The sequence below is a fragment of the Lachnoclostridium sp. An118 genome (assembly GCF_002160985.1).
Lineage (GTDB): Bacteria > Bacillota > Clostridia > Lachnospirales > Lachnospiraceae > Claveliimonas > Claveliimonas stercoravium.
In genome coordinates, this window is the sequence record NZ_NFLQ01000009.1 from 96,411 (window position 1) to 122,415 (window position 26,005).

18 protein-coding genes, 7 tRNA genes and 1 rRNA gene are annotated in these 26,005 nt (G+C 51.0%); 3 read left to right on the forward strand and 23 right to left on the reverse strand.

The annotated features are described in order from the left end of the window. Window positions 1-233: 233 nt before the first annotated feature. Entirely contained in the window at window positions 234-764 is a 531-nt protein-coding gene (locus B5E62_RS09600; protein WP_087174367.1) for a spore maturation protein, read from the reverse strand. A 126-nt stretch (window positions 765-890) separates the two neighbouring features. Here B5E62_RS09600 and B5E62_RS09605 point away from each other — a divergent pair, with 126 nt between their 5' ends. Then, window positions 891-2,279, forward strand: coding sequence for an MATE family efflux transporter (locus B5E62_RS09605; RefSeq protein ID WP_087174368.1), 1,389 nt, complete (start codon window positions 891-893; stop codon window positions 2,277-2,279). An 82-nt stretch (window positions 2,280-2,361) separates the two neighbouring features. On the opposite strand, the gene B5E62_RS09610 is transcribed toward B5E62_RS09605, so the two are convergent. The 3 genes from B5E62_RS09610 to B5E62_RS09620 form a co-directional block, all read right to left on the reverse strand. Continuing rightward, window positions 2,362-4,017 (reverse strand): RNA-binding domain-containing protein, encoded by a 1,656-nt coding sequence (locus B5E62_RS09610; protein WP_087174369.1) that lies wholly within the window; start codon window positions 4,015-4,017, stop codon window positions 2,362-2,364. 155 nt (window positions 4,018-4,172) lie between these two features. Then, complete coding sequence (locus tag B5E62_RS09615) at window positions 4,173-4,793, reverse strand: nucleoside recognition protein (protein WP_087174390.1); 621 nt, start codon at window positions 4,791-4,793, stop codon at window positions 4,173-4,175. Window positions 4,794-4,988: 195 nt separating this feature from the next. Then, window positions 4,989-5,939, reverse strand: a complete 951-nt coding sequence (locus B5E62_RS09620) for an aminotransferase class I/II-fold pyridoxal phosphate-dependent enzyme (protein WP_242957812.1) — start codon at window positions 5,937-5,939, stop codon at window positions 4,989-4,991. Between the two features lie 30 nt (window positions 5,940-5,969). Here B5E62_RS09620 and B5E62_RS09625 point away from each other — a divergent pair, with 30 nt between their 5' ends. After that, complete coding sequence (locus B5E62_RS09625) at window positions 5,970-6,911, forward strand: LysR family transcriptional regulator (protein WP_087174370.1); 942 nt, start codon at window positions 5,970-5,972, stop codon at window positions 6,909-6,911. Window positions 6,912-7,063: 152 nt separating this feature from the next. Here B5E62_RS09625 and B5E62_RS09630 read toward each other — a convergent pair whose 3' ends face one another. The 10 genes from B5E62_RS09630 to B5E62_RS09675 form a co-directional block, all read right to left on the reverse strand. Further along, a complete protein-coding gene (locus B5E62_RS09630) occupies window positions 7,064-8,242 on the reverse strand; it encodes an AI-2E family transporter (RefSeq protein ID WP_087174371.1) in 1,179 nt (392 codons plus the stop codon). A gap of 1 nt (window position 8,243) precedes the next feature. Beyond that, window positions 8,244-10,778, reverse strand: a complete 2,535-nt coding sequence (locus tag B5E62_RS09635; protein WP_087174372.1) for a cation-translocating P-type ATPase — start codon at window positions 10,776-10,778, stop codon at window positions 8,244-8,246. 419 nt (window positions 10,779-11,197) lie between these two features. Next, window positions 11,198-12,901, reverse strand: a complete 1,704-nt coding sequence (locus B5E62_RS09640) for a hypothetical protein (RefSeq protein WP_087174373.1) — start codon at window positions 12,899-12,901, stop codon at window positions 11,198-11,200. A 263-nt stretch (window positions 12,902-13,164) separates the two neighbouring features. After that, window positions 13,165-14,223 carry a 2-keto-3-deoxygluconate permease gene (locus B5E62_RS09645; RefSeq protein WP_087174374.1) on the reverse strand — a complete coding sequence of 353 codons (1,059 nt, stop codon included), beginning with the start codon at window positions 14,221-14,223 and terminating at the stop codon, window positions 13,165-13,167. 13 nt (window positions 14,224-14,236) lie between these two features. After that, window positions 14,237-15,208 carry a D-2-hydroxyacid dehydrogenase gene (locus B5E62_RS09650; protein ID WP_087174375.1) on the reverse strand — a complete coding sequence of 324 codons (972 nt, stop codon included), beginning with the start codon at window positions 15,206-15,208 and terminating at the stop codon, window positions 14,237-14,239. Next, window positions 15,205-16,755, reverse strand: coding sequence for a xylulokinase (locus tag B5E62_RS09655; protein ID WP_087174376.1), 1,551 nt, complete (start codon window positions 16,753-16,755; stop codon window positions 15,205-15,207). The genes B5E62_RS09650 and B5E62_RS09655 overlap by 4 nt, the downstream gene beginning before the upstream one ends. Before the next feature lie 54 nt (window positions 16,756-16,809). Further along, a complete protein-coding gene (locus tag B5E62_RS09660) occupies window positions 16,810-17,655 on the reverse strand; it encodes a class I fructose-bisphosphate aldolase (RefSeq protein WP_087174377.1) in 846 nt (281 codons plus the stop codon). 55 nt (window positions 17,656-17,710) lie between these two features. Then, window positions 17,711-18,751 carry a zinc-dependent dehydrogenase gene (locus tag B5E62_RS09665; RefSeq protein ID WP_087174378.1) on the reverse strand — a complete coding sequence of 347 codons (1,041 nt, stop codon included), beginning with the start codon at window positions 18,749-18,751 and terminating at the stop codon, window positions 17,711-17,713. Between the two features lie 245 nt (window positions 18,752-18,996). After that, window positions 18,997-19,854, reverse strand: a complete 858-nt coding sequence (locus B5E62_RS09670; protein ID WP_087174379.1) for a MurR/RpiR family transcriptional regulator — start codon at window positions 19,852-19,854, stop codon at window positions 18,997-18,999. Window positions 19,855-19,888: 34 nt separating this feature from the next. Beyond that, window positions 19,889-20,968, reverse strand: a complete 1,080-nt coding sequence (locus tag B5E62_RS09675) for a DUF5067 domain-containing protein (RefSeq protein WP_143468837.1) — start codon at window positions 20,966-20,968, stop codon at window positions 19,889-19,891. Between the two features lie 219 nt (window positions 20,969-21,187). On the opposite strand from B5E62_RS09675, the gene B5E62_RS09680 reads away from it, so the two are divergent. Further along, the gene (locus tag B5E62_RS09680) at window positions 21,188-22,654 is read left to right on the forward strand and encodes a sodium-dependent transporter (protein ID WP_087174391.1); all 1,467 of its coding nucleotides are present in this window, start codon (window positions 21,188-21,190) and stop codon (window positions 22,652-22,654) included. A gap of 91 nt (window positions 22,655-22,745) precedes the next feature. Here the strand turns inward: B5E62_RS09680 and B5E62_RS09685 are convergent, their stop codons facing one another. The 9 genes from B5E62_RS09685 to B5E62_RS09725 form a co-directional block, all read right to left on the reverse strand. Continuing rightward, the gene (locus tag B5E62_RS09685) at window positions 22,746-24,101 is read right to left on the reverse strand and encodes an MATE family efflux transporter (RefSeq protein WP_087174381.1); all 1,356 of its coding nucleotides are present in this window, start codon (window positions 24,099-24,101) and stop codon (window positions 22,746-22,748) included. Between the two features lie 85 nt (window positions 24,102-24,186). Beyond that, a tRNA-Lys gene (locus B5E62_RS09690) sits at window positions 24,187-24,259 on the reverse strand. Between the two features lie 25 nt (window positions 24,260-24,284). Then, window positions 24,285-24,357, reverse strand: a tRNA-Phe gene (locus B5E62_RS09695). 4 nt (window positions 24,358-24,361) lie between these two features. Continuing rightward, a tRNA-Met gene (locus B5E62_RS09700) sits at window positions 24,362-24,435 on the reverse strand. Window positions 24,436-24,464: 29 nt separating this feature from the next. Beyond that, window positions 24,465-24,537, reverse strand: a tRNA-Thr gene (locus B5E62_RS09705). A gap of 7 nt (window positions 24,538-24,544) precedes the next feature. After that, window positions 24,545-24,626 (reverse strand) — tRNA-Tyr (locus B5E62_RS09710). Window positions 24,627-24,632: 6 nt separating this feature from the next. Next, window positions 24,633-24,705, reverse strand: a tRNA-Val gene (locus B5E62_RS09715). Between the two features lie 103 nt (window positions 24,706-24,808). Continuing rightward, window positions 24,809-24,882, reverse strand: a tRNA-Asp gene (locus B5E62_RS09720). An 80-nt stretch (window positions 24,883-24,962) separates the two neighbouring features. Further along, window positions 24,963-26,005: ribosomal RNA gene (locus B5E62_RS09725) — 23S ribosomal RNA — on the reverse strand; the annotation flags it as partial.

The following is a 26,005-nucleotide window of genomic DNA, read 5'->3' on the forward strand; positions in this document are numbered from 1 at the left end:
AAACAGTATATGCCGTTTTTTCTGCTTGTTTTCTCCAGTATATTATGTTATATTGATAATAGAAAAGGGAAACCACAAGCGGCTACCCTCGATAGTTTGACAAAACTTTTATAGCTTAGTCGTCACTATGGTCAGATAGTGGCGGCTACTTTTTTTCTCTGAAGATCTGATAACATAGACCTACAAGGGCTACAATGAATATCAAAAGCTGGATTAAATCAACATAATTCTCCCTATCCCATCATCCCCGCCGCCAGCACCACGCTGGCCGCCAGCCCGGCAAATGTGGCGATAAGGGCGCCCGCCAGAGTAAACCTTGTCTTTGTCACCTTTGCCGTCATAAAATACACGCTCATGGTATAGAAAATGGTCTCCGTGCAGGACATGCTGATGGAAGCCACAAGCCCTATGTAGGTGTCTGTGCCAAATTCCTTGAAAATATCCAGGAGAAGCCCGGTGGCCGCCGAGGAGGAAAACATTTTCACGGCAGTGAGCGGCACCAGCTCTCCCGGAAATCCAATATAGTCTGTCATCCTCCCGAGCTGAGAGGCCAGCATATCCAGAAATCCCGACGCTCTCAGGATACCCACCGCGATCATCAGCGCCACCATGGTAGGCATGATCTTCACCACAATGTGAAATCCGCTGTTTGCCCCCTCGATAAACGCATCGTACACCTGCACCCGCCTGGACACCCCAAAGCAGACGACCCCCAGTATCACCACAGGGATGATCATATTTGAGATGATCATAAATATTTCCATCTACATCCCTCTTTCCACTGCTCACAGCTCTTTTACATCTCTTTTATGTATATGTGCCAATCTTGAAAACAATCTCAAAAAAGTCTATACTATTTACAGAAATTTCACACAGCAGAAGGTGATCTCATGCAGCATACAGCACAGAATACAAGCGATTTCAGCAAGGGGAGTGTGGCCGGAAATATCCTTAGGCTCGCCGTCCCCATGACCTGCGCGCAGCTCATCAACGTCTTATATAATGTGGTGGACCGGATCTACATCGGCCACATCCCCCACACCTCTACCCAGGCACTGACCGGAATAGGGCTCACCCTTCCTGTCATCACCATCATCACTGCCTTTGCCAACCTGTTCGGCACAGGCGGCGCCCCTCTTTTCTCCATTGCAAGGGGCGGCGGCGAGACAGAAAAGGCAAAAAAGATCATGGCAAACTCCTTTACCATGCTTCTTGTAAGCGGCCTGATACTGGCTGTCCTGTGCTATGTTTTCCGTCGTCCGCTGATGTATCTTTTTGGCGCCAGCGACGTGACCTACCCCTATGCGGACGCCTACCTCACCATTTACCTGTGCGGCACTCTCTTTGTGATGGTAAGCCTTGGCATGAACAACTTTATCAACGCCCAGGGGTTCGGAGTCACAGGAATGCTCTCCGTGTCTATCGGGGCTGTGCTGAACCTGGTCCTTGACCCTCTTTTTATCTTCGTGTTCGGCATGGGCGTCCGGGGAGCCGCGCTGGCCACCATCATCTCCCAGTTCGTCTCCGCTGTGTGGGTCTTCCATTTCCTCACCGGGAAGAAGGCGGTGATCACTCTGTCGCCCGCTTACATGAAACCGGAGCCGGCTGTCATAAAGAAAATTACCGGACTGGGACTGTCCGGCTTTATCATGTCCATCACAAACGGCTCTGTCCAGATCATGTGCAATGCCACCCTGCAGCGCTACGGCGGCGACCTGTACGTGGGCATCATGACGGTCATCAACTCCGTGCGTGAGATCATCACCATGCCCGCCAACGGGCTGACAAACGGCGCCCAGCCTGTCATGAGCTTCAACTACGGCGCCGGGGAATACAAACGGGTAAAATCGGCGATCAAATTCACCTCCTGGGCGTGTATTGTATTTTCCTTTTTTGCCTGGGCCCTTTTGTTTTTCTTCCCCCACTTTTTCATCCACCTCTTCAACAGTGACCCGGAGCTCATCGAGAAGGGCGTGCCCGCCATGCGCATCTACTTTGCCGGCATTTTTATGATGTCCCTGCAGTTTGCCGGTCAGTCCACAGCCGTGGCTCTCGGCCGCTCAAAGCAGGCCGTCTTCTTCTCCCTGTTCCGGAAGGTAATCATCGTGATCCCGCTCACCCTGCTGCTTCCGGCCGTAGGCGGCCTTGGCACGGACGGCGTGTTCCTGGCAGAGCCCATCTCCAACTTTGTGGGCGGCACAGCCTGCTTTGTCACCATGCTGCTGACGGTGTGGCCTATGCTCAGTCGGAAGGAAAAAGAGGCAAAAAACACTCTTTAATAACATCACAGAAGCCGGAACACCAAAATGGAGTCCGGCTTCCTCTTTTATCCTTGATCCCTTTCCCTATATCATTACAAATTTATTCTACCACTTTATATTTCGAATACTTTCCTCCACAGAAAAGTTCAAGTTTTCCATCCTTTCTAAGCTGTTTGATCACGGCATATGCCTGTGACGGAGAAATCTTCAGCAATTCCACAATATCCTGTTTTGTAATAATCCCATCCTGCGCCTTAGCCAGCTTCATCACCAGCTCCGGATATCTGATACGATCGATATCTGTCTGACGTACATACTGTATCGTTTCTTTTTTCTCCCGATATATTTTTTTACCAAGCATAAATGTGCGGTATTTCCCTTTTCCGGAAGCCTCTATCAGACCTGACTCTGTCATGCGTTCCAGGGATGACCGTATCTTATTTTCACTTAGATTTGTAACCTCCATGATCCTTTCAATCGTTGCACGCCGCTCACTGTTTAATAGTGATAGGATCATCAATGTATAAATAGATAAAGATTTCCCCTGTCTGTTCTGTTCATCTGCCACAAATTTTGCAAAAGGAATATCTGCTTTTGCTCTCTGAATAAACAGCTTGACCATTCTGCTTGTAGACTCCGAATAATCCGGCCATGGCCTGCCGAACATGATCGAACCTTCATATATTCTATCAATCCCCCTTCCAGTCTTTTCGGCCAAGCCTATTCTTTTCATGGCATCGGCAAGTGCCGGATTTCTTCCGTGCGGCTCAACTGTCAAAAGATTTTTGAGATTTACTCCATCTATAAATCCGCCTGGATTGCTGATGACCATTCCCTCGTCATCAATTAGCACGCGAACATTCCCAAGCATCGTATAATCCCGATGACAAAACGCATTGACTAAGGCTTCTCTAAAGGCCGCCCAGTCAAACTCCGGAATTGGAATTCTGAATAATCCATACTCCGTCTCCCTTTCAGGATTCCACGCTTTCAGATATGTCTCATATGTTTCAAATAATTCAAGCAGCGGCTTACTGCTGTCTTCATTCATTCTGATCGCTGTACCTTCAAGTACCTGAAAAGAAGATTTGGCTGTTGGCATTAACTCTGCGATTCGTTCTTCTTTACCTATAAGCAACATCCCAGCTACTGTAGGTACATATTTTCCATTCACTTCCATTACTATGTGTAAAGCAATATCCAGCTCGTCATCCGGCAATGCCAACAGGCTTTTTTCACCTCCCTGTCTTGTCTGAATGATCTTGCGCAATCTGACACGCTGATTGGGATCCAGATCATCCAATGTTGCTCCTGCAAGCGGCCGGGCCGAGTAATCAAGCATCCCCAACTCTGATAATCTTGAAGGTATTTCATAGGAATACATAGGAACTACTTCCGGACTTCCATCTAATTTTAATCTTCGGCGGAGAATTTTCCCAGAAGATGTCGATACGATCATTCGGCTTCTTGGGATTTCAATCTTTAATATATCCTTTCCATCTTCATCAATTATTTCCGCTCTCACTGACACGGGCGGAACCGTACTGTTTGCTATCAAAGCCGTAACTCCTACTGCATCCTTATGCTTCTTATGAACCCCTGTAACCACGCCGTTATCCTCTACACCAAGATATAAGACTCCTCCGACTGTATTTGTCATTCCAACGATCTCTTCAATTAAATCGTGGTCTGAGTATCCTTTTAAATCACTTTTAAATTCTATTTCCAAACTTTCAGCTACAGGAATTGTACGCATTTGTTCCACCTCACATTTCTGAATATAACAATTTCCTAATTTGATTTTAACGCATTTTAACTCGATTGTCGAGTTAAATTTATTATTCTACTTTTTATTTGCGTTAAAATCAAATTAAAATAAATTGCCATACCAGATAACATTAAAGAAAAATTTCACACCCTTCTCCTTTTTCTCTCCATCACCCTGCAAAACAGGATCGCTGCCCCTGTGCTCACCGACGTGGCCAGTATCCCGGCCCCCACGATAGCCGCCGGGTTCACGCTCCCGTACTGGCTGCGGTAGGCGATCACATTCACCGGGATGAGCTGGAGAGAAGAAATGTTGATGATCAGAAAGGTACACATCTCGTTGCTGGCAATCCCCCGTTTCCTTGCAGGGCCTGCTGCCCGTCCTGCCCTTCTGTCCTCCTCCAGATTTTCCAGTTCCGCCATAGCCCTAAGCCCCGCCGGCGTGGCCGCCCAGCCAAGCCCCAGCACATTGGCGATGAAATTGGTGGCGATATGCTCCCTCGCCGGATGCCCGGCCGGCAGTCCCGGGAAAAGGAACTTAAGCACCGGCGCCATCCGCCCTGTCAGCGCCCGGATCATCCCGCCCCTCCGGGCAATCTCCATGAGCCCTGTCCAGAAGGCCATCACCCCTGCCATGGTGATGCACAGAGTGATGGCCTCTTTGGATGAGTCCAGCGCCGCGTTCGTCACCTCCACGATGTTTCCCGTACACGCCGCATACACGATGCCGACGATGATCATTCCCGCCCAGAGATAGTTCAGCATGTCTGTCCCCCCTGTAAAAATCATCCTTTTTATATCCTATGAAAAAAACGGGCGGATATACCGCCCGTCTTTTCCATCTGCCGCCATATCCCGGCTCCTCTATTTTCTGTCCGTCTCCTCAACTCTGCCTGTATCCATCCAGAAAAGCGCCCATGCGCTTCACCGCGTCCGTGAGCACATCCGCCTCCGGCAGCATCACGATACGGAAATGGTCCGGCTGCTGCCAGTCAAACCCGCTTCCCTCTGCTCATATATCCTCCCTCCGGGCCGGACCATGGAGGCCGGCGTCTCCATATCCTCGATCGCGTCCGGTATCACCATCTGGCCGAGGGTATTAGCGCACAGCCGCAGGGAGGTCAGCTGTATGATCCCCTGCCGGTAATCCTCCGTCAGCTCCCGGGGGCCGCTGATGACCATCCAGCCGCAGCGGTAACCGCAGAGACAGTGGGATTTGGAAAGTCCGTTCATGGTGACGACCGGGATATCCTCCGCCAGGGAAGCCAGCGAGATATGGGTCAGCCCGTCCATCACCAGCCTGTCATAAATCTCATCCGCAAATACAAGAAGTCCATACTCACGCGCAGCTTCCACGATTTCTTCCAGGATTTCTTTCGGGTAAAGCACTCCGGTGGGATTGTTAGGATTAATGACCACGATGGCCCTTGTCCTCTCCGTGATCTTCGAGCGGATGTCCCTGATGTCCGGATACCAGCCGGACTGCTCGTCGCATGTGTAAAATACCGGCCTCCCGCTTGCCAGGTACGCGGAATTCCCCCATATAGAATAGCTTGGAGCAGGTACCAGCACTTCATCTCCTCTGTCGAGAAGCGGCTGAAGCGCAAAAGACACAACCTCACTGACCCCGTTTCCGATGAAGACGTCATCCGGCGTGATGCCCCTGATGCCCTTGTTCCTTTCGTAATCGCATACGGCCTCTCTTGCGGCTGGCATTCCCTTAAAGTCGCAGTATCCGACTCCCTCCTCCAGATGCCCCTCCAGCGCCCTCTTGATACTGTCCGGAAGACCGAACCCAAAAGCTGCCGGATTTCCCGTATTAAGCTTCAGCACATCTCTTCCCTGCGCCTGCATCTCCATGGCCTTCGCATACAGAGGTCCCCGGATATCCGAATGCACATATTTAATCATTATATACTTTTAACTATAGGAGGGTTTTTCATGTTCACATGGAAAAAATATGTATATGAGGTATACCGGGAGAAAAGTTTTTCCAGAGCGGCACAGAACCTCTACATCAGCCAGCCTTCTCTGAGCGCGCGCATAAAAAAAATAGAGGACCAGATCGGTTTCCCTCTGTTTGACAGGAGTACCAGCCCTCTCCAGCTCACCGAAGTCGGCCAGGTCTATATCAAGGCAGCGGAGGAAATCTTTCAGATCGAGCAGCGGGTGGAAAACTATATCAACAATCTGACTACCCTGAAGACCGGCACTCTCTGCCTGGGTGCCAGCAACCTCTTTGCCGCTTACGTCCTGCCTCCCCTCATTACCAGCTTTAAACAGGAGTTTCCGGACGTACAGATCCAGGTCACGGAAGGAAATACAGCCCAGCTTGAAGCTATGCTCAGCAGCAATTCTCTTGACCTTGTCATCGATAACTACCGCTATGACAATACTCTGTATAGCCGTGAGCTCTACTGCAGCGAAAACATCCTCCTGGCAGTTCCCAACCACTTCCCTGTCAACCAGACGCTGTCCAGCTATCGGCTTTCTTATGAGAACATAAAAAACAAAAGTTACCTTGACACCTCCATCTCCGCCGTGCCTCTTGCCTCCTTCTCAGACATTCCATTTATTATGCTTGCCCACGGAAATGATACCCGCGTTCGGGGCGACCGGCTGTGCCGGGAGGCTGGATTCCACCCAAACATCATCCTGGAGCTGAACCAGCAGTCCACGGCCTACATGGCCGCCTCCACCCAGCTTGGGGCCACCTTCATCAGCGATATCCTGGTGGGGCAGCTGCCCTCCTTTGAAAATCTGTCCTACTATAAGCTGGAGGGCGAGGCCGCCAGGAGACAGGTATTCTTCTACTATAAAAATCACAAGTACAAGGCCCGGGCCATGGAGGAATTTCTGCGGATCATGCATATGACAATATAGGGGGGCTGCTCAAGGGATCTGCCACTTAAAAAATCCTGTCCGGTCGTGCAGTATTACGCCTATATAGGGATATAAAACCGCCCCGTAAAAGCTATATTTAAACAGAAAAAGACCCCTGCCGCATGACAGGGGTCTTCTCCTTGCTTTTCTCTCTATTCTCTTTTCACTTCCGCCTCGATCTCCTCCGGCGTGATCTGCTGCTTCTTCAGCTTCAGGTACACGATCTCGCGGAAGAGAGCGTAGACTACCGATACGATGGGGATGAAGATGAGCATGCCCACAACCCCCATCAGACTTCCGCCCAGGCTGACTGCTGCCAGTACCCAGATGGAGGGAAGTCCCACGGAATTGCCCACCACATGGGGATAGATGAAATTCCCCTCGATCTGCTGCAGCACCAGGAACAGCGCGATGAACCCGAGTGCCCTGACAGGGTCCACCATAAAGATCAGGAAAGCTCCGATGGCACACCCGATGAAAGCCCCGAATATAGGGATCAGCGCCGTGAAGGCGATGAGCACGCCCACCAGGAGAGCGTAAGGCATCTGGAAGATCGTCATGGCGATAACGAACATGGTCCCAAGGATGATAGCCTCCACGCACTGCCCTGTGAGGAAGCTGGAGAACGTACTGTAGGTCAGCGAAAACACCTCCAGAGCCGCCTCCGCCTTCCCTCTGGGGACAAAGGCATAAAGCACCTTGCGCACCTGCACATTCAGCTTCTCCTTCTGAAGGAGGATGTAGCAGGCAAACACAAAGGCAATGAAAAATGTAGTGAGACCGCTTATGATGCTGCGGGCCACGGTAATGGTGGAGTCCAGCATATTGCCGGCGCCGCTGCTGAAGAAGGACATGCCCACTTCCATGATGCGGTTCCAGTCAAAATTCAGGCCCCCCAGCCACCGGCTGATCTGGTCATTGTCCCGGAATATATCCTCCGCCCACTTCTGCACTCTCGGGATGAAAGCCTGGATGCTGTTCCCCAGTGTTCCAAGCGTACTCCCAAGCTGAGGAAGGAGCACAAGCATGACAAGCGCCACCACTCCGATGACGAGCAGGATCACTGCGATCATACTCAAGGGCCGGGCCGCCTTTTTCATAAATTTACTCTTTTCTGTCACTTTGGGCGGGAACAGGTGCCTCTGTATGAAGTTCATGGGAACATTCAGCACAAAGGCAAAGGCTCCTCCCAGGATAAACGGAAATGTCACGCCAAAGATAAACCGCAGCACCGCAAATACCACGTCATATTTCCACAGGCACACCACAAGGAGTGCCGTGAAAATAATGAGTCCTCTTATCTTTTTAATGTTTTCCCTGCTTAAGTCCATTCTATTTCCTCAATTTCTTTAAAAGCTGGATGATCGGCAGATTGAGAAGCGCAAGTCCATACACGATCAGGAGATGTGCTCCGTCCAGCGTCTGCACATTGAACAGGTTGTGAAGTCCGGGGATCATGAGAACGCCCGTGATCAGGAGAAGTCCAAGTACAAATGCGCCGATCAGATAAATATTGTTGAAAAATCTGTTTGTAAAGATAACAGGTTTATTTGATTTACAGTTAAATCCATGCACAAGCCTGGATGTACACAGCGTGCCAAAGGCCAGAGTGCTTCCAAGCAGGCTGCCGCCCTCGTTGAGTCCGATCAGGAATGCGATGGTAGTCATGGCGCCGATGCACAGTCCCTCCGTGCCGATCCGGAGCAGGTAATCCTTTGTCAGGATAGACTCATTAATCGGCCTCGGCTTCTCTGACATCACGTCCTTCGTGTGAGGCTCAAGTCCCAGTGCGATAGCCGGGAGACTGTCTGTCAGAAGGTTGATGAACAGAAGATGTACCGGTGCAAATGGAACCGGAAGTCCCACGATAGACGCAAAGAGCACGGTGAGGATAGCTCCAAAGTTGCCGGATAACAGGAACTGGATGGAAAGCTTGATGTTCCTGTACAGGTTACGCCCGTTCTCCACCGCTTTTACAATGGTTGCAAAGTTGTCGTCAGTCAGTACCATGGCGGCCGCATCCTTGGAAACCTCTGTTCCTGTGATACCCATGGCCACGCCGATGTCGGCCTGCTTCAGAGCCGGCGCGTCATTGACACCGTCTCCTGTCATGGCAACGATGTTGCCTCTGTCCTGCCATGCCCGGACAATACGGATCTTGTGCTCCGGTGACACACGGGCGTACACGGAAATCTTCGGAACAAACTCCTGCAGCTCCTCGTCTGTCATGTCCTCGATCACAGCGCCCTCGCAGGCCTCGGACTCGTCCTTCAGGATCCCGATACGCTTTGCGATAGCTGCCGCTGTCACCTTGTGGTCGCCTGTGATCATGATCGGCTTGATACCAGCCTGGATACACTCCTCGACAGCCGCCTTGGACTCCTCTCTGGGCGGATCCATCATAGCCACAAGGCCGAGGAATGTAAGATCATTTTCATCTTCCAGGGTAATCTCCCTGTCCTCTTCGATCTCTTTATAGGCAAAGGCAAGCACTCGGAGGCCGTCCCTGGAGAACTCCATGTTCTGGGCCTCGATCCGGGCTTTCCGCTCCTCTGTCATGGGCTCTACTGTCTCGCCGAGGCGGATATGAGTCATCCTTGTGAGAAGGACATCCACAGCTCCCTTGACAACCATGGTGTGCTTTCCATCGAGGATATGAGCAGTGGACATGAGCTTTCTGTCGCTGTCAAATGGGATCTCTGATTTTCTCTCATATACATCCCGGACCTCCAGCGCCTCTCTTCCCAGCTTGCTTCCCAGGTTGATGAGGGCTGTCTCTGTGGGATCGCCGATCTCCTGTCCGTCTGTATTGGTGGAATCGTTGCAGAGGATACTGAAGTTCAGCAGCCTGTCCTGGTTGGGGTCGTTAAGATCGATCTGCGCTGCCGGGATCCTCTTTCCGTCCACATAGTAATCTTCCACTGTCATCTTGTTCTGTGTCAGTGTACCTGTCTTATCGGAACAGACGATGGACACGCTTCCCAGTCCCTCCACTGCTTGGAGCTTGCGGATGATAGCGTGCTCCTTGGCCATCTTCTGTGTACCGAAGGAAAGCACGATGGTGACGATAGAGCTTAAAGCCTCCGGGATCGCTGCCACCGCAAGGGCAACCGCAAAGAGGAAAGCGTCTCCCGGCTGGTCTCCTCTGAAAATGCTGATACCGAACAGGATCGCACAGAAAATAATGATCAATATAGAAAGTTTCTTTCCGAAATCGTCCAGATTTACCTGGAGCGGTGTTCTCTTCTCAGATGTATTTTTCAGGAGGCTTGCGATCTTGCCCACCTCTGTACCCATACCGATGCCGGTGACCTCGTAGGCCGCCCGCCCGTATGTGACAAAGCTTCCTGAGAATACCCGGTTTGTCTGGTCGCCCAGGGCTGCTCCCTCCGGCACCTCATCCAGAGATTTCTCAACAGATAAACTCTCTCCTGTCAGTGCGCTCTCATCCACTTTCAGGCTGGCACATTCCACCAGCTTTCCATCTGCGGGCACGCAGTCTCCTGCCTCCAGGATCACCCGGTCTCCGATAGTGACCTCTCTGGACGGGATCTGCTTTAACACGCCGTCACGGATGACCTTTGCCTCCGGTGCGGACATCTGCTTCAGACTGTCCAGAGACTGTTCCGCCTTTAAAGTCTGTACCGTACCCAGGATCGCATTCATAGTGATAACGACAAGGATAACGATGGCACTCTCAAAATCTCCCAGAAATCCGGACACAATGGCTGCCACGATCAGTATGATGACAAGGAAATCTTTATACTGCTCCAGAAAGATCTGCAGCGTGCTCTTCTTCTTTCCTTCCACCAGCTCATTAAAACCATATTTTTCCTGGTTTTGTCTGGCCTGCTCGCTCGTTAACATAGCATTTCTCCTCTCTTCATTTGCATTTTTATCTGCAGTAAAAGCCTTTTTTATATAAAAGGAAACATTAGATACGATTTCCTGTCCAATAAAAAAGAGGCCTTTATTGCATACGATCTGTTATGCAATAAAAGTCTCACTGTTTCATTACGATACGGATGAGTGCTCATCGTATTGACGATATCGCAAACATGCGGCCGGCTCCGGCCTCCATGCCAGTTACTCCCTTTTATTTACAAAAACAAATATAAACGATATTTTCCCTTGTGTCAACCATTATTTTTTCCAGAAAATGTATCAGCTATACCGAAACGCTCCCCCAAAAGCAAGGCGGACACACATACGGGAATCTCTCCCCGGATGTATGTCCGCCTGTTTACTTCTAGGTATAGACTTTTCTATATAAGTCTTACTGTCTGTTACTCAGCCAGTCCTCTTCTCTTTCTGAGAACTGCCGCTGCTACCGCACCGGAGCCAAGAAGAGCTGCCGCTCCTCCGAACAGGGAGTTGCTGTCTCCTGTCCTTGCTGCCTTTGTCACATTCTTTCCGTTCGTATTTGCTGCGTTTGCGTTATTTCCGTTCTGGTTTTGCTGTCCGTTTCCGGTTCCCTGACCGCCATCGCCAGGAGCCGGCTTCTCTGTTGCCAGCACATAGCTTCCGTCAGCTGCCTTCTCAAGGCCTGCTGCCTCTGCGCCTGTGATGGTCATTTGAGAGGCATCATTGTCACTGTCTATATAGATGACCGCTTTATCCTGTCCGCCTGTCACGGATACCTTGGAGCCATTTTCAAAGATTACGTTTGCCAGTCCGTATGTCGTATCTACATTGATGCCGCCCCAGGAATTTGCTCCGAGGAGAATATTCAGTGCGCCATTGACTCTGGCTGTCCCGGCGTTGACGATCATACCTGCACCGCCTGCTGTCTCCTGGTTATCCAGTGTCACATTGTTGAGAGTCGCAGCTGCTTTATAAATATGCAGAGCAGATTTGTTTTTTGATGTAGTCTTGATGGTCACATCGGCAAGTGTCACCTTATCAGCTTTAACTGTTACTACGTTCTGCGCACCAACACTCTCTGAGCCGCTGATCGTATGCCCATTTCCGTTTAATCCTAATTCCTCGTCGAGGATGAGTGGCGCTGTCAGAGTTACATCGTGGTAGAGGTCAATGGAAGAAATATCCTTTTGTCCTTTGCTCTTGGCAGCTACAAACTGCGCCAGATTTTTGTCCTCTACATAGGCTGTCTGCGGGTGGCCCTCACCGCCGTCCTTCTCTGTAACTACAGCAGTGAACTGGGTAACCGGCAACAAAGAAGCTCCATAAATACTTCCGCCATTCTCACAGCAGACTGCGGACTGGGTGTCTGTGGCATAGCTAATATCCACATTTGCATCAATAAGCCCCACCATACTTCCTGCCCCGTCTACATTGATCCCATACCAGGAATTTTCTCCCAGATTAAATGTAAGATTTCCCTCAAAATTGGCGATACATCCATTATTAACAATGACCGGCGCCCCACTTGCTGACTTCTGATGATCAATTGTCAGATTTGTCGCTGCAAGCTCTGACTCATACACATGGATAGCGCTTTTATCTGAGCTTGCAGTCGTAATACTTACATTTACAAACTGGACCAATCCTTTTTCACGGAGAGTAATAAGATTAGCACTTACTCCATCACTCACTAAGTTAAGATTAGATATCCTTACTGTTTTTTCAATGAAAAGAGGACTTGTAAGATGAACAGTCTGACCATCAAAATCCAATATTTCAGAGTCTCCCGCAGCCTCGATAGCGGCTTCTAACTCACTCTGCGAAGATATTTTTCCAACTGTTTTTGTCTCACCTGAGCCCCCGTCATTCTGTACTGCCGGAGTATCCTCTTTCACATCTGCTCCCGTCTTTGTCTCCTCTGGCACATCTGTCTTCTCTGTAGTAGTAGGTACAGATGCATCTTCCGTATCACCATCCAGAGTATCAGCTTCTGTCTCAGTGTCTGTGTCTCCTGCCTCCTGGACCTGCACATCCCCATCCTGTGCCGGGGCTGCAAAGGCCATTGCGGGTGTGAGACTTGTGATCATCGCCGCCGTCAGAAACGCGGTCAGCATTTTTCTTTTCATAGCGTCTTCCTCCCCATGAATTTTTGTTTTTTTATTTTTCTTTTTTCCTGTAAACGCAACTAGCCATGTATATTATACCCCCCCATGTATTTCGTCAATCCTATTCTATTCCTGTACACTATTTTTTTGGAAAAATGTATCAGTTATACGGAAACGCTCCCCAAAAAAGAAAAAGAAGCGGACACACATCCAGGAATCGCTCCTCTGGATACATGTCCGCCTGTTTACTTCTTCATATTATATTAATTATGTACCTTGTTCGCCTACATCTCAGCGGGAGTCGGCACACTCGGGTCAACCTTATAGCGTGCCCAGCCCTCCGGCGAGTAGATGCCCATCTGTTTTTTCTGCATCAGCTTGTCAAAGAACGCTGTGATAAAGGGGCAGAGGAACAGGGTGACAACAGATGCGGTGGCGCACTGTGCGGTCGCCATGTCCACGTACTGAGCCATGGACGGGTCCGCCTCGCCTACCGCCGCAGGCGTCATGGCAGAGTTCAGGGCTGTCGTGCCGATGGCAGCGCCCATCGCATTCCTCTCCTTCTTCGGAAGAAGGATGTTGTTTGTGAAGAAGAAGATAACTGCTGTTGCCGCAGATACAAGGCCAAGGATGATACCGGCCGCTCCGGCGGTCACGATAGTATTGATATCTGTCTGCGCTCCTATGGGAATCGTCATGAAGAAGGTGACGATCGGCTGCGCTGTCGCACAGGCTTTTCTGAAGCCAGCATCCAGATTGCCCCAGATGAAACCGATGAGCAGCGGAACAAGCACTGCGATAAAGGAATTAAAGGGGATGGATGCAAGTCCTGTCGCACCCAGGGCTACCAGGGTGAAGAACGGTCCGTCGTTCAGGGACAGGATGGAGATGGCTCCTGTGTCTGTCGCATTACCGAACTGAGAGGACAGGGAGATGTACAGGGACCCGTTTGAGTTCGTGATAGTTGCGATCCACACAAAGGGGGCAATCCCGAGGAAGCCTTCCGGTCCGCATACAGCACTCACGATCATACCGATGGCTACACCGAGAAGGAACTTGGTTGCTGTCAGCGTCACGCCCTTGTACAGAGGCATACCAACCTGCTTTACATTAATGGCAGATCCGCAGACAATGAGGAAAAAGCCCATCATACAGGAATTTCCTTCATAGAACAGAGCTGTCACGTAGCCGCCTATCTCAAATACCTGAGGGCAGAACGTAGCCAGCAGTACGGCGATCAGCAGAGGTACAATGATCAGTCCTCCGGGCAGGTTTTTCATCTTGTTCAGCAGATCCAGATCCTTTGGCCTGTTTTCCTGAACAGCGCTGTTATTTTCTTTCATTTTTTCTCCTCCTTTAAAACACAGTGTTGACCACATTGACCGGCTTTCCCTCTGCATACGCCTTCAGGTTGTCATACGCGCAGTCCATGATCCTCTGCCTGCTTTCCTTGGGCGCCCAGGAAATGTGGGGTGTGATGATGCAGTTTTTCGCCTTCAAAAGCGGATTGTCCCCCTTGATCGGCTCTGTGGAGACAACGTCCAGTCCCGCCGCGGCAACCTTTCCCGTATTCAGGGCGTCCGCCAGGTCCTGTTCTACTACCAGCGGTCCCCGGGAATTATTGATCAGGATGACCCCGTCCTTCATTTTGGCGATGCTTTCTTTATTGATGATTCCCTCGGTATCCGGGAAGAGCGGACAGTGGAGCGCGATCACATCCGACTGCGCCAGCAGCGTGTCCAGATCCACATACTCCGCAATCTGTTTTCCCGCCTCGTTCGGGTAAGAGTCGTAGGCGAGCACGCGCATGCCAAGCGCCTTCGCCAGCCTGCCGGTAGTCTGGCCGATGCGGCCAAATCCAATGACTCCCATCGTCTTGCCGTCCAGCTCGATAAGAGGATAGTCCCAGTAGCACCAGTCCTCACAGCTCTCCCATTTTCCCTCATGCACGGTCCTGTCGTGATGCCCGACATGATGGCAGATCTCAAGCAGCAGCGCGATGGCAAACTGCCCCACTGACGCTGTCCCGTATGTGGGCACATTCGTGACCGGTATGCCCTTTTCCTTTGCGTATGTATGATCTACCACATTGTAGCCAGTGGCCAGCATGCTGATCATGCGCATGCCCTGGCAGGCATCAATGACCTTTCCGGAGACGGGCGTCTTGTTGGTAAATACCACCTCCGCGTCACCGATCCTTCTGATGATCTCCTCCTCATCGTCCACCGGGGTCCTGTCATATACGGTCAGATCACCAAACTCCCTCAGCTTATCCCAGCTCAGGTCCCCGGGGTTTTCTGTATATCCGTCTAATACTACAATCTTCATTCAGCAAAACTCCCTTGATCGATCCTGTAAAGGTCCTTTATCCTCGGATACAGGTTCGTGTAGACCTGGTATCCCTTTTCATAGGCGTCCTTATTCTCGCCACTGCTTCTGATCACCTTGTAAACGGTCTTTTTCACCTTGTCGGACGCCTCCACTGCATCCCTGTATATTCCGGCTCCCACTCCGGCCAGCAGAGCCGCTCCCACCGGAGCCGTGTCGTTCATATCCAGGATTTCGATATCCTTTCCTGTGATATCCGCTTTGATGTGGGCCCACAGCTCGCTCTTTGCCCCGCCGCCTATGGAGGAAAAGCCTGTCATCCTGTGGCCGGTCACCCGCTCCGCGATCTCACAGAGCTGCCGCAGGCCGTAGCCGCAGCCTTCCATGACAGCCCGGTTAAAGTCCTTTCTGGAGCTTCGCAGGGACACGCCAAAAAACACCCCTCTTGCGTAGGAGTCCCACACCGGGCTTCTCTCTCCCTGCATATAGGGAAGAAATACGATTCCACCCGCTCCCGGCTCTGACCGGGCCGCCTCCTCATTCATCAGCATGAACGCGTTCTGATTGCTGCCTGCCGCCTTCTCATTCATGTCACTGCAGAATTTATCCCTGAACCACTGGTAGGCAGCCCCGGTGTAGGACATGGCTCCCTGGTAGATCCAGGTGCCCCTCACCACATGACAGCGGTTGATGAAGCTCTCGTCAAAGTTGGGCTTATCCACGCAGATTGTCAGGACATCCGTGGTCCCCACAGACTCGCAGGCATCCCCATTTTTCTTTACCCCGGCCGCAAGAGTGGCGCAGGGGGTATCGGCTCCGCCTATCACGACGGGCGTTCCCTCCGGGATACCCATCCTGATCATCTCCTTGCTGATAAGACCTCCCACGACATCCGCGGAGTCCATCAGCGGCGGCAACTTCTCTTTGGGGATCCCTATCTTTTCGCAAAGGTAATCCGACCACTGTCCGTCGTGCCCCTTCACCGTCTCAAACAGATTCGTGTAGGAGGCGTTGGAGTAATCAATGGCATAGTTCCCTGTCATTTTCTGGGCCATGACCGTATTGACATGGCCAAAGTATTTTGTCTTCTCGTAGATATCCGGCAGATTTCTCTTGATCCAGAGCATGGAGGTTCCTGAATGAGCCCCGGACATGCACTTGTTGGCCGTGATCTCAAAGAGCTTCTTCTCTCCCACTGCATCCAGGATGATCTCAGCCTCCTTTGTGCTTCTCCTGTCAGAATAAATAATAGGATCTACAAGAATCTCCCCGTCTTCGCCAAACGCGGCCAGCCCCGGACAGAGGCTTGAGATTCCTATGCCGGCGATCTTTCCTGGATCGATCCCCTTTCCCTCGAACAGAAGCCTCATACACTTCAGATAGGCCTCCCACATATCCTCCGTATCAATCTGCACATAGTCCGGTTTTGGCGTGATCAGACGGTAAGAGCTGCTGCTGATGCCCAGCAGATCAGCATTTTTGTCGATGATGGCCACTTTGATGCTGGTCGTTCCCACATCGACGCCGAGTAAATATTCTTTTTCCATACAACATCCCGCCTGTAAAATTATCCTTTAAAACTTAAAATTGACCGTGTCTGATCAAAACTGATCGTAATTCTTGTCGTTCTCAAGCTGTGCCAGCAGCTCCTTTGCCTCTTTTACGCTGTATCCCTCGTGGATCATATATCTCAGGGCGATGACAAGGGCCGTTACATCCCTGTAATCCCACACAAAGCGTCCCATTGTGACACCGCCTACTCCGCAGTCCATGGCGTCTCGTGTCATCTGGAGATAGTCATCCAGCGTCTTGCAGGCATCGCCGCCCTGGATCACCACGCGGAAGGAGGAGGGCACGCAAGCGATGACCTTTGCCATGCTGTCAGGGTCTCCTGTATAGGTTGTCTTTACAACGTCCATTCCAAGCTCGCAGGCGCTTCTCACGCAGTAAGCGATATTCTCCCATGCGGTCCTCTTGTCAACCGGAACGCTCTCTCCCTTGGGATAAACATGTCCGATCAGAGGCATGCCCATCTTGTCGCAGTAGTCAGACACCTCTCCGATACGCTCGAACTGCTCGTTCTGGAAGTCGCCCAGTGTCATGGCTCCCATAGATACAGCGTCAGCGCCCATTCTGATGGCGGCGTCCACAGACCCGAATACAATGTCGTTGGTCGGAGCTGTGGGAGAGTAGTTGGAGATTTTCTGCAGTACGGAAATTCCGGATCCAACGTGAGGTCCCCAGCATCTCTCCTGGATTCCCTTTGTCATTGTCATAGCGTCCGGTCTTCCGGCAACAATCCTGTCAATAGCTCCCTGGATATCATGGATACCAGTCATCGGTGCAATCCCTCTTGAAATTGCGTGATCCACTGTGATCGCCATCATCTTGTTGCTCTTCGGATTAACAAGTCTCGCAAGTCTTACTTCTTTTCCCATCATTGCCATTGTTCATACACTCCTTTTTATATCTTTTATCTGGATTTATAAATTGTTCTGTTTATTATGGTTCGATCTCTACCTTCAGGTCCGCTCCGCTCTTTACAGCCTCGTAAGCCTTCTGAAAATCTTCTATTTTAAATACATTTGTGATGATCGGCTTCATATCTACCGCTCCGCTCATGACCATCTGGGCCGCCTCCTGGTAGTCCTGGCGCCGGTAAGCGCTGGAGCCGCACATCCTGATCTCGCCGTAGTGGATCAGGTTCGGGTCTATCTCTGCCTTCACGCCCTTTGTAAATCCGGCGAACAGGCAGATGCTTCCATTCTTTCTGACAAGCTCAATGCTTGGATTGACCAGAGCCGGGATGCCGATGGCGACAATGACAACATCCGCTCCCACTCCGTTTGTCTCACTCATCACGATCCCCTTTAAATCTTCCTTCGCTGAGTCCACAACGATATCCGCTCCACACTCAAGCGCTTTGCCGCGGCGGAACTCATTCAACTCGCTGACGATGACCTTCCGGGCTCCTGCTGCCTTTGCCAGCAGAGTGTGCATCAATCCGATAGGACCTGCCCCCACGATCACAACCACGTCGTTGAATTTCACCCCTGCGTTTCTCTGTCCTCTCAGACAACAGGAGAGCGGTTCGATCAGAGCTCCCTCTCCGTAGGAAATATTATCCGTAAGTTTTACTACATTTCCACCCTTGATAGCCACCTCCGGAATAAATACATACTCCGCAAATCCTCCGTCAAACTCATAGCCAATGGCCTGCCTGTGGAGGCATACATTGTCGTGACCGCTGATGCACATCGCGCAGGTTCCGTCCGGGATCACATTCTCCACAGCGACTCTGTCGCCGACAGAGTATCCCTCGACCTCTGCCCCGACCTCGCAGATCACGCCGCTGATCTCATGACCGATGATGTGTCCGTAACGCACGTCCTTCGTCTTTTTCCCTTCAAGAATCCTTATATCTGTGCCACAGATCGCTGTCCTCTTCATCTCCAACAGCATATCTCCCGGGCCGATCTGCGGCTTCGGATAATCTTCTACTGCAGCAAAGTCGTTTGGGCCGTTTAAAACTACTGCTTTCATGCTTCTCCCTCCTGTATATGTATTTCATCTGTAACTGATACTAGCATAAATGTAGTAATTTTACAACATTATTTTTGTTATTTTACCATTTTGTACAATTTTTATCTATAGTTTTTGTGTATTTTTCCTATTAACCATCACTTATCCAGCAATTTTTACTATTTATACAGTTAGTTTTTTTACTTTTTATGCGCAAAAAAAAAGAAACACTACATCTTTATGGTGCAGTGTTTCTTTGACAGATCCTACTCCTTATCAGAAGAAGTAGAAAGACGCGTGGCGCTCATCGCCTCCAGCGACCTGTCGTAATTGCGGAAGGCCATGATCGCCACCAGGCAGTCAAGCACAGCGAGCTGTGCCAGTCTTACGCTGAAGGACTCTGACTCAAAGATCGTCTTCTCACTCACTGTGTACAGGCTTAAATCTGCCTGTTCCTCCAGAAGATTCTTCGCTTTGGTTGTCAGAGTGATGACCCGGGCCCCGTTTCCATGTGCAATTTCCACTACGCGGGCCATATGTCTGTTGCTCCCGGAGGCGGAAATGGCAAGGAGAACATCACCTTTTCCAAGGAGCGAAGCTGTCATGAGCTGCAGATCCTTGTCTTCGTTTACCATGGAAAACACGCCTATCTTCAGGAGCTTGTGCTGCAGATCCTTTGCGACAATACTGCTGCCCCCTGTACCTGCGATCATAATGCGCCGGGCAGAAAGCATATCTGCCGCCGCCTGCTCAACCACCTCCACATTCATCTCCACACTGGTCTGCTGCAACGCAGAATTTTCTATAGAAAAAATCTTACTGCATATTTCTGAGGGGCTGTCCTGGGCTGTCAGACCGGAATTATAAAGCCTGGGCGCAGGCACGCTCTCCAGTGCGGCATTGATCTTATATTCCTGAAATCCCACGTATCCTATACTTTTACAGAAACGTACAATAGATGCGTCGCTGACGCCTATCTCTTCCGCCAGCTCCAGCAGCGTACTGTGCAGTGTCTTTTCAAAATTTTTCAAAAAGTAGTCGGCAATTTTTCTCTCCGCCTTCTTTGTGTGCTCCCCCTCCAGCTTTTCGATCAGCCTTTCCTTACATCCCTTTTTATCTTTCATGGTCTACCACCTCATTTTATTTATGTCGAGCCATCTACTGAAGCTGTATCACCTGGCTGTCCTTCTCTCCGCTGGCTGACAGAAAATCAGAGACCTCCACCGTAATATCAGACGTGTCCGTGAGTGAGAAGACCTCACATGCCTCTGAGCTTCCTCCTGGCTGGACCTCGTTGCTGTAGTTGTTCATCTGTTCATTGATCTCTGAGGTGATAGCCCGCTCGCAGGACACCCCGTTCTGGAATACCTGTAAATAGGATACCGCCGCCGGGGAAAGGTTCTGCTCCCCGGTGTTTGTGAAGGTGTAGTACACATACACACAGGGATTTCCTTCATAGTCGCTCCCGGTCTCCGTTCTGGTCAGAGTGATATTATAGCCGGATCCGTTAAAGTTGATGACGCCGTCATCCTCGGCTCCATCATCCGATGCTCCCTGGTTACCCGAGGACGCATCCGTGCTGCCTCCCTCTTCACTTCCCTTTGTGGACATCACTGTGAATCCCACAATGGCCGCAACGATCAGCACCGGAACAAGGATGGACAGGATGATGTTGACATCCCTGCACAAAAACAGGAAAAGCAGATGCAGGGCGCCAAATACAGCCGCCAGCACAGACCATATGGCCAGATCGGCATAGCTCCCCACATTGGCGGCTCCCAGCAGCGCACCCACTGTGTAAAATATAAAGGGAACGATAAAAGCCGGCACACTCTCCTTTTTCCTCATGCAGATGGTCACGATCCCGCCTACCATCATCATGAGGGCAAGGATAAATCCCGCGCTTCCGCTTGCCTCCCCGTTTGCCGACAGGATATTTCCCAGGCCGGCCGCACAGGACTGCAGCGTGATGAGCAGGAACAGGATGACAGATATGATCCCTGTGATCAGACGGAAGGTCTTAAATCGCTCCGACGGCTCCTCTCTTTCGTACGCATCGTAAACCGGCCTCCTGGGCTCAGGTCTGGCCGCCGCAGGTCTGGCTGCCGCAGGCCTTTCTCTTCCCGTTCTCTGCGCCTCCGGCCTCTTTGACCTGGGTCTTTCCTCTCCCGGACGCTCCGCCTTCTCGGCTGTCTTCTTCCTGGGCTTAAAGCGCTTCTTACAGTTCCGGCACAACATGTATTCCGGATCTTTTTTGCTCCGCACTAATTCCTCACCACATATCGGGCATTTCATTTCTCTTTTGCTCCCTTCCTCATAATCCCTCAGAGTTGTTATCCTCCCGGTCTTTTTATAGTACCACACTGCCCATAAAAAGTAAATTTCCTCCCGGTTGACAATCCCCATCTCTTTCCTTAGAATATAGGGGATGAGAGTGTGGAAATTGAGGTTTTTTATATGAAAAGAGAAAAATTTTCCTCCCGGCTGGGCTTTGTCCTCATAAGCGCCGGGTGCGCCATCGGTCTTGGCAACGTATGGCGCTTTCCTTACATCACAGGACAGTACGGGGGAGCTGCCTTTGTGATCATCTATCTTATTTTCCTTGCCATCCTGGGACTTCCCATCATGACAATGGAATTCTCTGTGGGACGGGCTTCCCAGAGGTCCGCCGCAAAGTCCTTTGAGATTTTGGAGCCTGCAGGGACCAAATGGCACTGGACCAAGCTTATTCCCCTGCTCGGCAACTATATGCTCATGATGTACTACACTACTGTAGGCGGATGGACTCTGGCCTATTTCTGGAAAATGGCCTCCGGTTCCATGGCTCACATGGACACCACCCAGGTGGGAAACGCCTTCAGCGAGCTGCTGGCTGATCCCGCCCAGCAGGTGGGATGGATGCTGGCTGTCACTGTCATCGGATTCCTCATCTGTTCCCGTGGACTCAAGGGAGGCGTTGAGAAGATATCCAAGTACATGATGGGACTTCTGTTTATCATCCTGATCGTGCTTGTAGTACACAGCTTTTTCCTGGAGGGTGCAAAGGAAGGTCTTTCCTTCTACCTGATACCGGATTTTAAGACTGCACTTGAAAATTACTCTCTCGGTGAGATCCTGTTCGCTGCCCTGGGACAATCCTTCTTCACCCTGAGTCTTGGCATTGGAGCACTTGCTATTTTCGGAAGCTATATTGACAAACAACACTCTCTTGTTTCCGAAAGTCTGAATGTGGTCATCCTGGATACAACCGTAGCCTTTTTGTCCGGACTCGTCATCTTCCCGGCCTGTTTTACCTACAACGTGGATGCCGGAAGCGGGCCAAGCCTGATCTTCGTGACCCTGCCCCAGACCTTCAGCGAGATGGCAGGTGGACGCCTGTGGGGCGCTCTGTTCTTCATGTTCCTGGCATTTGCCGCCCTGACCACAGTCATTGCGGTCTTTGAAAATATCATCGCCTTTGCCATGGATTTTGGCTGGACCCGGAGGAAGGCTGTCCTTGTAAATATTGCAGCTATCATGCTCCTGTCTCTGCCCTGCGCTCTGGGCTTCAACGTCCTCAGCGGCTTCCAGCCCTTCGGAGCAGGCACCACGGTCCAGGATCTGGAGGACTTCATCCTGTCCAACACCCTGCTTCCTCTTGGCTCTCTTCTGTACCTTCTGTTCTGTACAAGCAAGTATGCCTGGGGATGGGATAATTACTATGAGGAAGTGAACAGTGGAAAGGGCCTGAAGCTGCCAAAGTGGACAAAGGGATACCTGACCTATATCCTTCCGCTTATCATTATTTTCATACTAATACAGGGATTTATTGAGAAGCTTGGCTTCCCGGCAAATTATCTGCTCCCGGCCCTGTGCCTCATCTATCCTCTGTACCTGCTCCTGCAGGCCCGGGTCGTGTATCGGAAATCCCGCAGGCAGGGCTGATCTCTTACACCAAAACAGGCAGATACATGTGCAGCTTTCAATCCTGACTGTTCTGTATCTGCCTGTTTTTCTATTTAAAAATATCTGAACGTCACATTTTCTCCAGCCCGTGTATCCAGTCCGACTTCAGGAAATAAACCAGAAAGACAACACTGCTCAGCGCCCAGGTCAGCGGATAGGCCCAGAAGACTGTCCGGATATCCGGAACAATGCGCACCGCGATACTGATATAGCTGACCCGTATCACGCACCAGCAGATCATCATGACAAACATAGGTACGACTGACCTTCCCGCTCCCCGCAGGATACCCGCCATGCAGTGTGAAAAGGCAAGCAGAAAATAAAACCAGGTCACTGTCCTCGCCCACTGGACGCCATAGCTGACAGCCTCCGGACCGCCTCCGAAAGCTCCTGTCAGCACCGGGGCCAGCAGGTTGATGACAAGACCGATGATTTCCGCTATGGTGAGGGAGCATACTGCCCCGAACACCGCTCCCTTCTTCGCCCGCTCATATTCTCTTGCCCCAAGATTTTGACTGATAAATGTGGTCAGGGCCAATGCAAAGCATGTGATAGGCAGAAACCCAAATCCCTCTATCTTTGAGTAGGAGCCGCAGCCAGCCACAGCAGTGGCGCCAAATGCATTGATGTTGGATTGTACAAACACGTTTGCCACCGAGATGATGGAGTTCTGTATCCCTGCCGGAACGCCGTTCTTTACGATCTGCCTCAGCATCTGCGTGTCCGGCCTGATTTCCCTTACCTTCAGCCGGAAAGCCTCATTTCCCTTCACCAGCTGATACAGACACAGGGAGGCGCTGAGAAACTGGGAAATGACCGTGGCAAAGGCCGCTGACCACACGCCCATTCCTATTGCCCCGACAAAGAGCAGATCCAGCGCTATATTCGTGAAGGAGGAAATAATGAGGAAAAACAGCGGGTGTCTGCTGTCCCCCAAAGCCTGCAGGATCCCCACAAAGAAATTGTACATGACAAAGGCAAGAGAGCCTGCAAAATAGACCCGGAAGTAGGCAAGAGACTGAGGCAGCACTTCATCCGGCGTTCCCATGAGCACCAGAATGCGGGGCGCTGCCAGCACTCCTGCAATCGTCAGGATGACACCGCACGTCAAGCCAAAAATGATCGTTGTATGGATGGATCTTTTCAGATTCCCGCTGTCCCCCGCCCCAAAATATTTTCCGGTGACAACACCTGCCCCGATGGCAATCCCGTTAAAAAATCCCACCATGAGAAAGATCAGATTTCCGGATGAGCTGACGGCAGCCAGAGCGTTGTTTCCAAGAAAATTGCCCACGATCACTGAGTCCGCTGTATTGTAGAGCTGCTGAAACAGATTTCCCCAGAAAAGAGGAACGGCAAATGCGATCATACGCTTCCAGATAGGACCGTCCGTCATAAGTGTTGCAGATGCTGCTTTGCCAGCCATAGTACATTCCCCCTGACTCGATTATTTCACATACAGGAAAAATCAGCACTGCAAATACGCAGTGCTGATTTTTCCTCTCATTCCATGAGCGTGCGGGGATTCGAACCCCGGACAACTTGATTAAAAGTCAAGTGCTCTACCACCTGAGCTACACGCCCATATACAATTTTTAGAAAAAGAAAGTGCCCAGAACCGGAATCGAACCAGTGACACGAGGATTTTCAGTCCTCTGCTCTACCGACTGAGCTATCTGGGCATAGTTGCGGGGATAGGATTTGAACCTATGACCTTCGGGTTATGAGCCCGACGAGCTTCCAGACTGCTCCACCCCGCGTCAATATTTAACAATTTTTAGAAAATGAAAGCCGATGATCGGACTCGAACCGATAACCTGCTGATTACAAATCAGCTGCTCTGCCAATTGAGCCACATCGGCGTGCGAATGGATGGAGAAGGATTCGAACCTTCGAAGGCGTTGCCAACAGATTTACAGTCTGCCCCCTTTGGCCACTCGGGAATCCATCCATGTAATGGGGCCTATAGGGCTCGAACCTATGACCCTCTGCTTGTAAGGCAGATGCTCTCCCAGCTGAGCTAAGACCCCAAATGAAACAACCACGCTGCTAAGCTCGTGAAAAACCTCGCTAAGCCAGCAGGTTGTAGCTTAACACTAGCCTCGAAAAGACCTCGGCAAGTGCCTAAGCTAACGACCCAGAAGAGACTCGAACTCTCGACCTCCGCCGTGACAGGGCGGCGCTCTAACCAACTGAGCCACTGGGCCGTATTATATTGAAGATATCATGTACCTTCAAAACCACATACAAGAAATCTTTCCTATCTTCCATCTCTTCCCGAACCTTTATGGTTATGCCCTCGACCGATTAGTAACAGTCAGCTCCATGTGTTACCACACTTCCACCTCTGCCCTATCTACCTCGTCGTCTTCAAGGGGTCTTACTACTTTACGTAGGGATATCTCATCTTGAGGGGGGCTTCACGCTTAGATGCCTTCAGCGTTTATCCCTTCCCGGCTTGGCTACTCTGCCATGACCTTGGTAAGTCAACAGATACACCAGCGGCCAGTCCATCCCGGTCCTCTCGTACTAAGGACAGCTCCTCTCAAATATCCTACGCCCACGCCGGATAGGGACCGAACTGTCTCACGACGTTCTGAACCCAGCTCGCGTACCGCTTTAATGGGCGAACAGCCCAACCCTTGGGACCTACTTCAGCCCCAGGATGCGATGAGCCGACATCGAGGTGCCAAACCACTCCGTCGATGTGAACTCTTGGGAGTGATAAGCCTGTTATCCCCAGGGTAGCTTTTATCCGTTGAGCGATGGCAATCCCACTTTATACCACCGGATCACTAAGTCCTACTTTCGTACCTGCTCCACCCGTCGGTGTCGCAGTCAAGCTCCCTTCTGCCTTTGCACTCTTCGAATGGTTTCCGACCATTCTGAGGGAACCTTTGAGCGCCTCCGATACCCTTTCGGAGGCGACCGCCCCAGTCAAACTCCCCACCTGACATTGTCCCCCACCCGGTTCACGGGTGCAGGTTAGAAACCCAGCACTGCAAGGGTGGTATCCCAACAGCGGCTCCAAGACGACTGGCGTCATCTCTTCTCAGCCTCCCACCTATCCTGTACATACAATACCGAGTCCCAGTATCAAGCTGGAGTAAAGCTCCATGGGGTCTTTCCGTCCTGGCGCAGGTAACCAGCATCTTCACTGGTACTTCAATTTCACCGGGTGCATTGTCGAGACAGTGCCCAAATCATTACGCCTTTCGTGCGGGTCGGAACTTACCCGACAAGGAATTTCGCTACCTTAGGACCGTTATAGTTACGGCCGCCGTTTACTGGGGCTTAAGTTCAAAGCTTCGCTTGCGCTAACCTCTCCCC

Excerpts from the sequence above, each read along its gene's own strand:
- B5E62_RS09600 (WP_087174367.1), bottom strand. The coding sequence starts at position 764 with ATGGAAATATTTATGATCATCTCAAATATGATCATCCCTGTGGTGATA.
- B5E62_RS09605 (WP_087174368.1), top strand. The coding sequence starts at position 891 with ATGCAGCATACAGCACAGAATACAAGCGATTTCAGCAAGGGGAGTGTG.
- B5E62_RS09610 (WP_087174369.1), bottom strand. The coding sequence starts at position 4,017 with ATGCGTACAATTCCTGTAGCTGAAAGTTTGGAAATAGAATTTAAAAGT.
- B5E62_RS09615 (WP_087174390.1), bottom strand. The coding sequence starts at position 4,793 with ATGCTGAACTATCTCTGGGCGGGAATGATCATCGTCGGCATCGTGTAT.
- B5E62_RS09620 (WP_242957812.1), bottom strand. The coding sequence starts at position 5,939 with ATGATTAAATATGTGCATTCGGATATCCGGGGACCTCTGTATGCGAAG.
- B5E62_RS09625 (WP_087174370.1), top strand. The coding sequence starts at position 5,970 with ATGTTCACATGGAAAAAATATGTATATGAGGTATACCGGGAGAAAAGT.
- B5E62_RS09630 (WP_087174371.1), bottom strand. The coding sequence starts at position 8,242 with ATGGACTTAAGCAGGGAAAACATTAAAAAGATAAGAGGACTCATTATT.
- B5E62_RS09635 (WP_087174372.1), bottom strand. The coding sequence starts at position 10,778 with ATGTTAACGAGCGAGCAGGCCAGACAAAACCAGGAAAAATATGGTTTT.
- B5E62_RS09640 (WP_087174373.1), bottom strand. The coding sequence starts at position 12,901 with ATGAAAAGAAAAATGCTGACCGCGTTTCTGACGGCGGCGATGATCACA.
- B5E62_RS09645 (WP_087174374.1), bottom strand. The coding sequence starts at position 14,223 with ATGAAAGAAAATAACAGCGCTGTTCAGGAAAACAGGCCAAAGGATCTG.
- B5E62_RS09650 (WP_087174375.1), bottom strand. The coding sequence starts at position 15,208 with ATGAAGATTGTAGTATTAGACGGATATACAGAAAACCCCGGGGACCTG.
- B5E62_RS09655 (WP_087174376.1), bottom strand. The coding sequence starts at position 16,755 with ATGGAAAAAGAATATTTACTCGGCGTCGATGTGGGAACGACCAGCATC.
- B5E62_RS09660 (WP_087174377.1), bottom strand. The coding sequence starts at position 17,655 with ATGGCAATGATGGGAAAAGAAGTAAGACTTGCGAGACTTGTTAATCCG.
- B5E62_RS09665 (WP_087174378.1), bottom strand. The coding sequence starts at position 18,751 with ATGAAAGCAGTAGTTTTAAACGGCCCAAACGACTTTGCTGCAGTAGAA.
- B5E62_RS09670 (WP_087174379.1), bottom strand. The coding sequence starts at position 19,854 with ATGAAAGATAAAAAGGGATGTAAGGAAAGGCTGATCGAAAAGCTGGAG.
- B5E62_RS09675 (WP_143468837.1), bottom strand. The coding sequence starts at position 20,968 with ATGTTGTGCCGGAACTGTAAGAAGCGCTTTAAGCCCAGGAAGAAGACA.
- B5E62_RS09680 (WP_087174391.1), top strand. The coding sequence starts at position 21,188 with ATGAAAAGAGAAAAATTTTCCTCCCGGCTGGGCTTTGTCCTCATAAGC.
- B5E62_RS09685 (WP_087174381.1), bottom strand. The coding sequence starts at position 24,101 with ATGGCTGGCAAAGCAGCATCTGCAACACTTATGACGGACGGTCCTATC.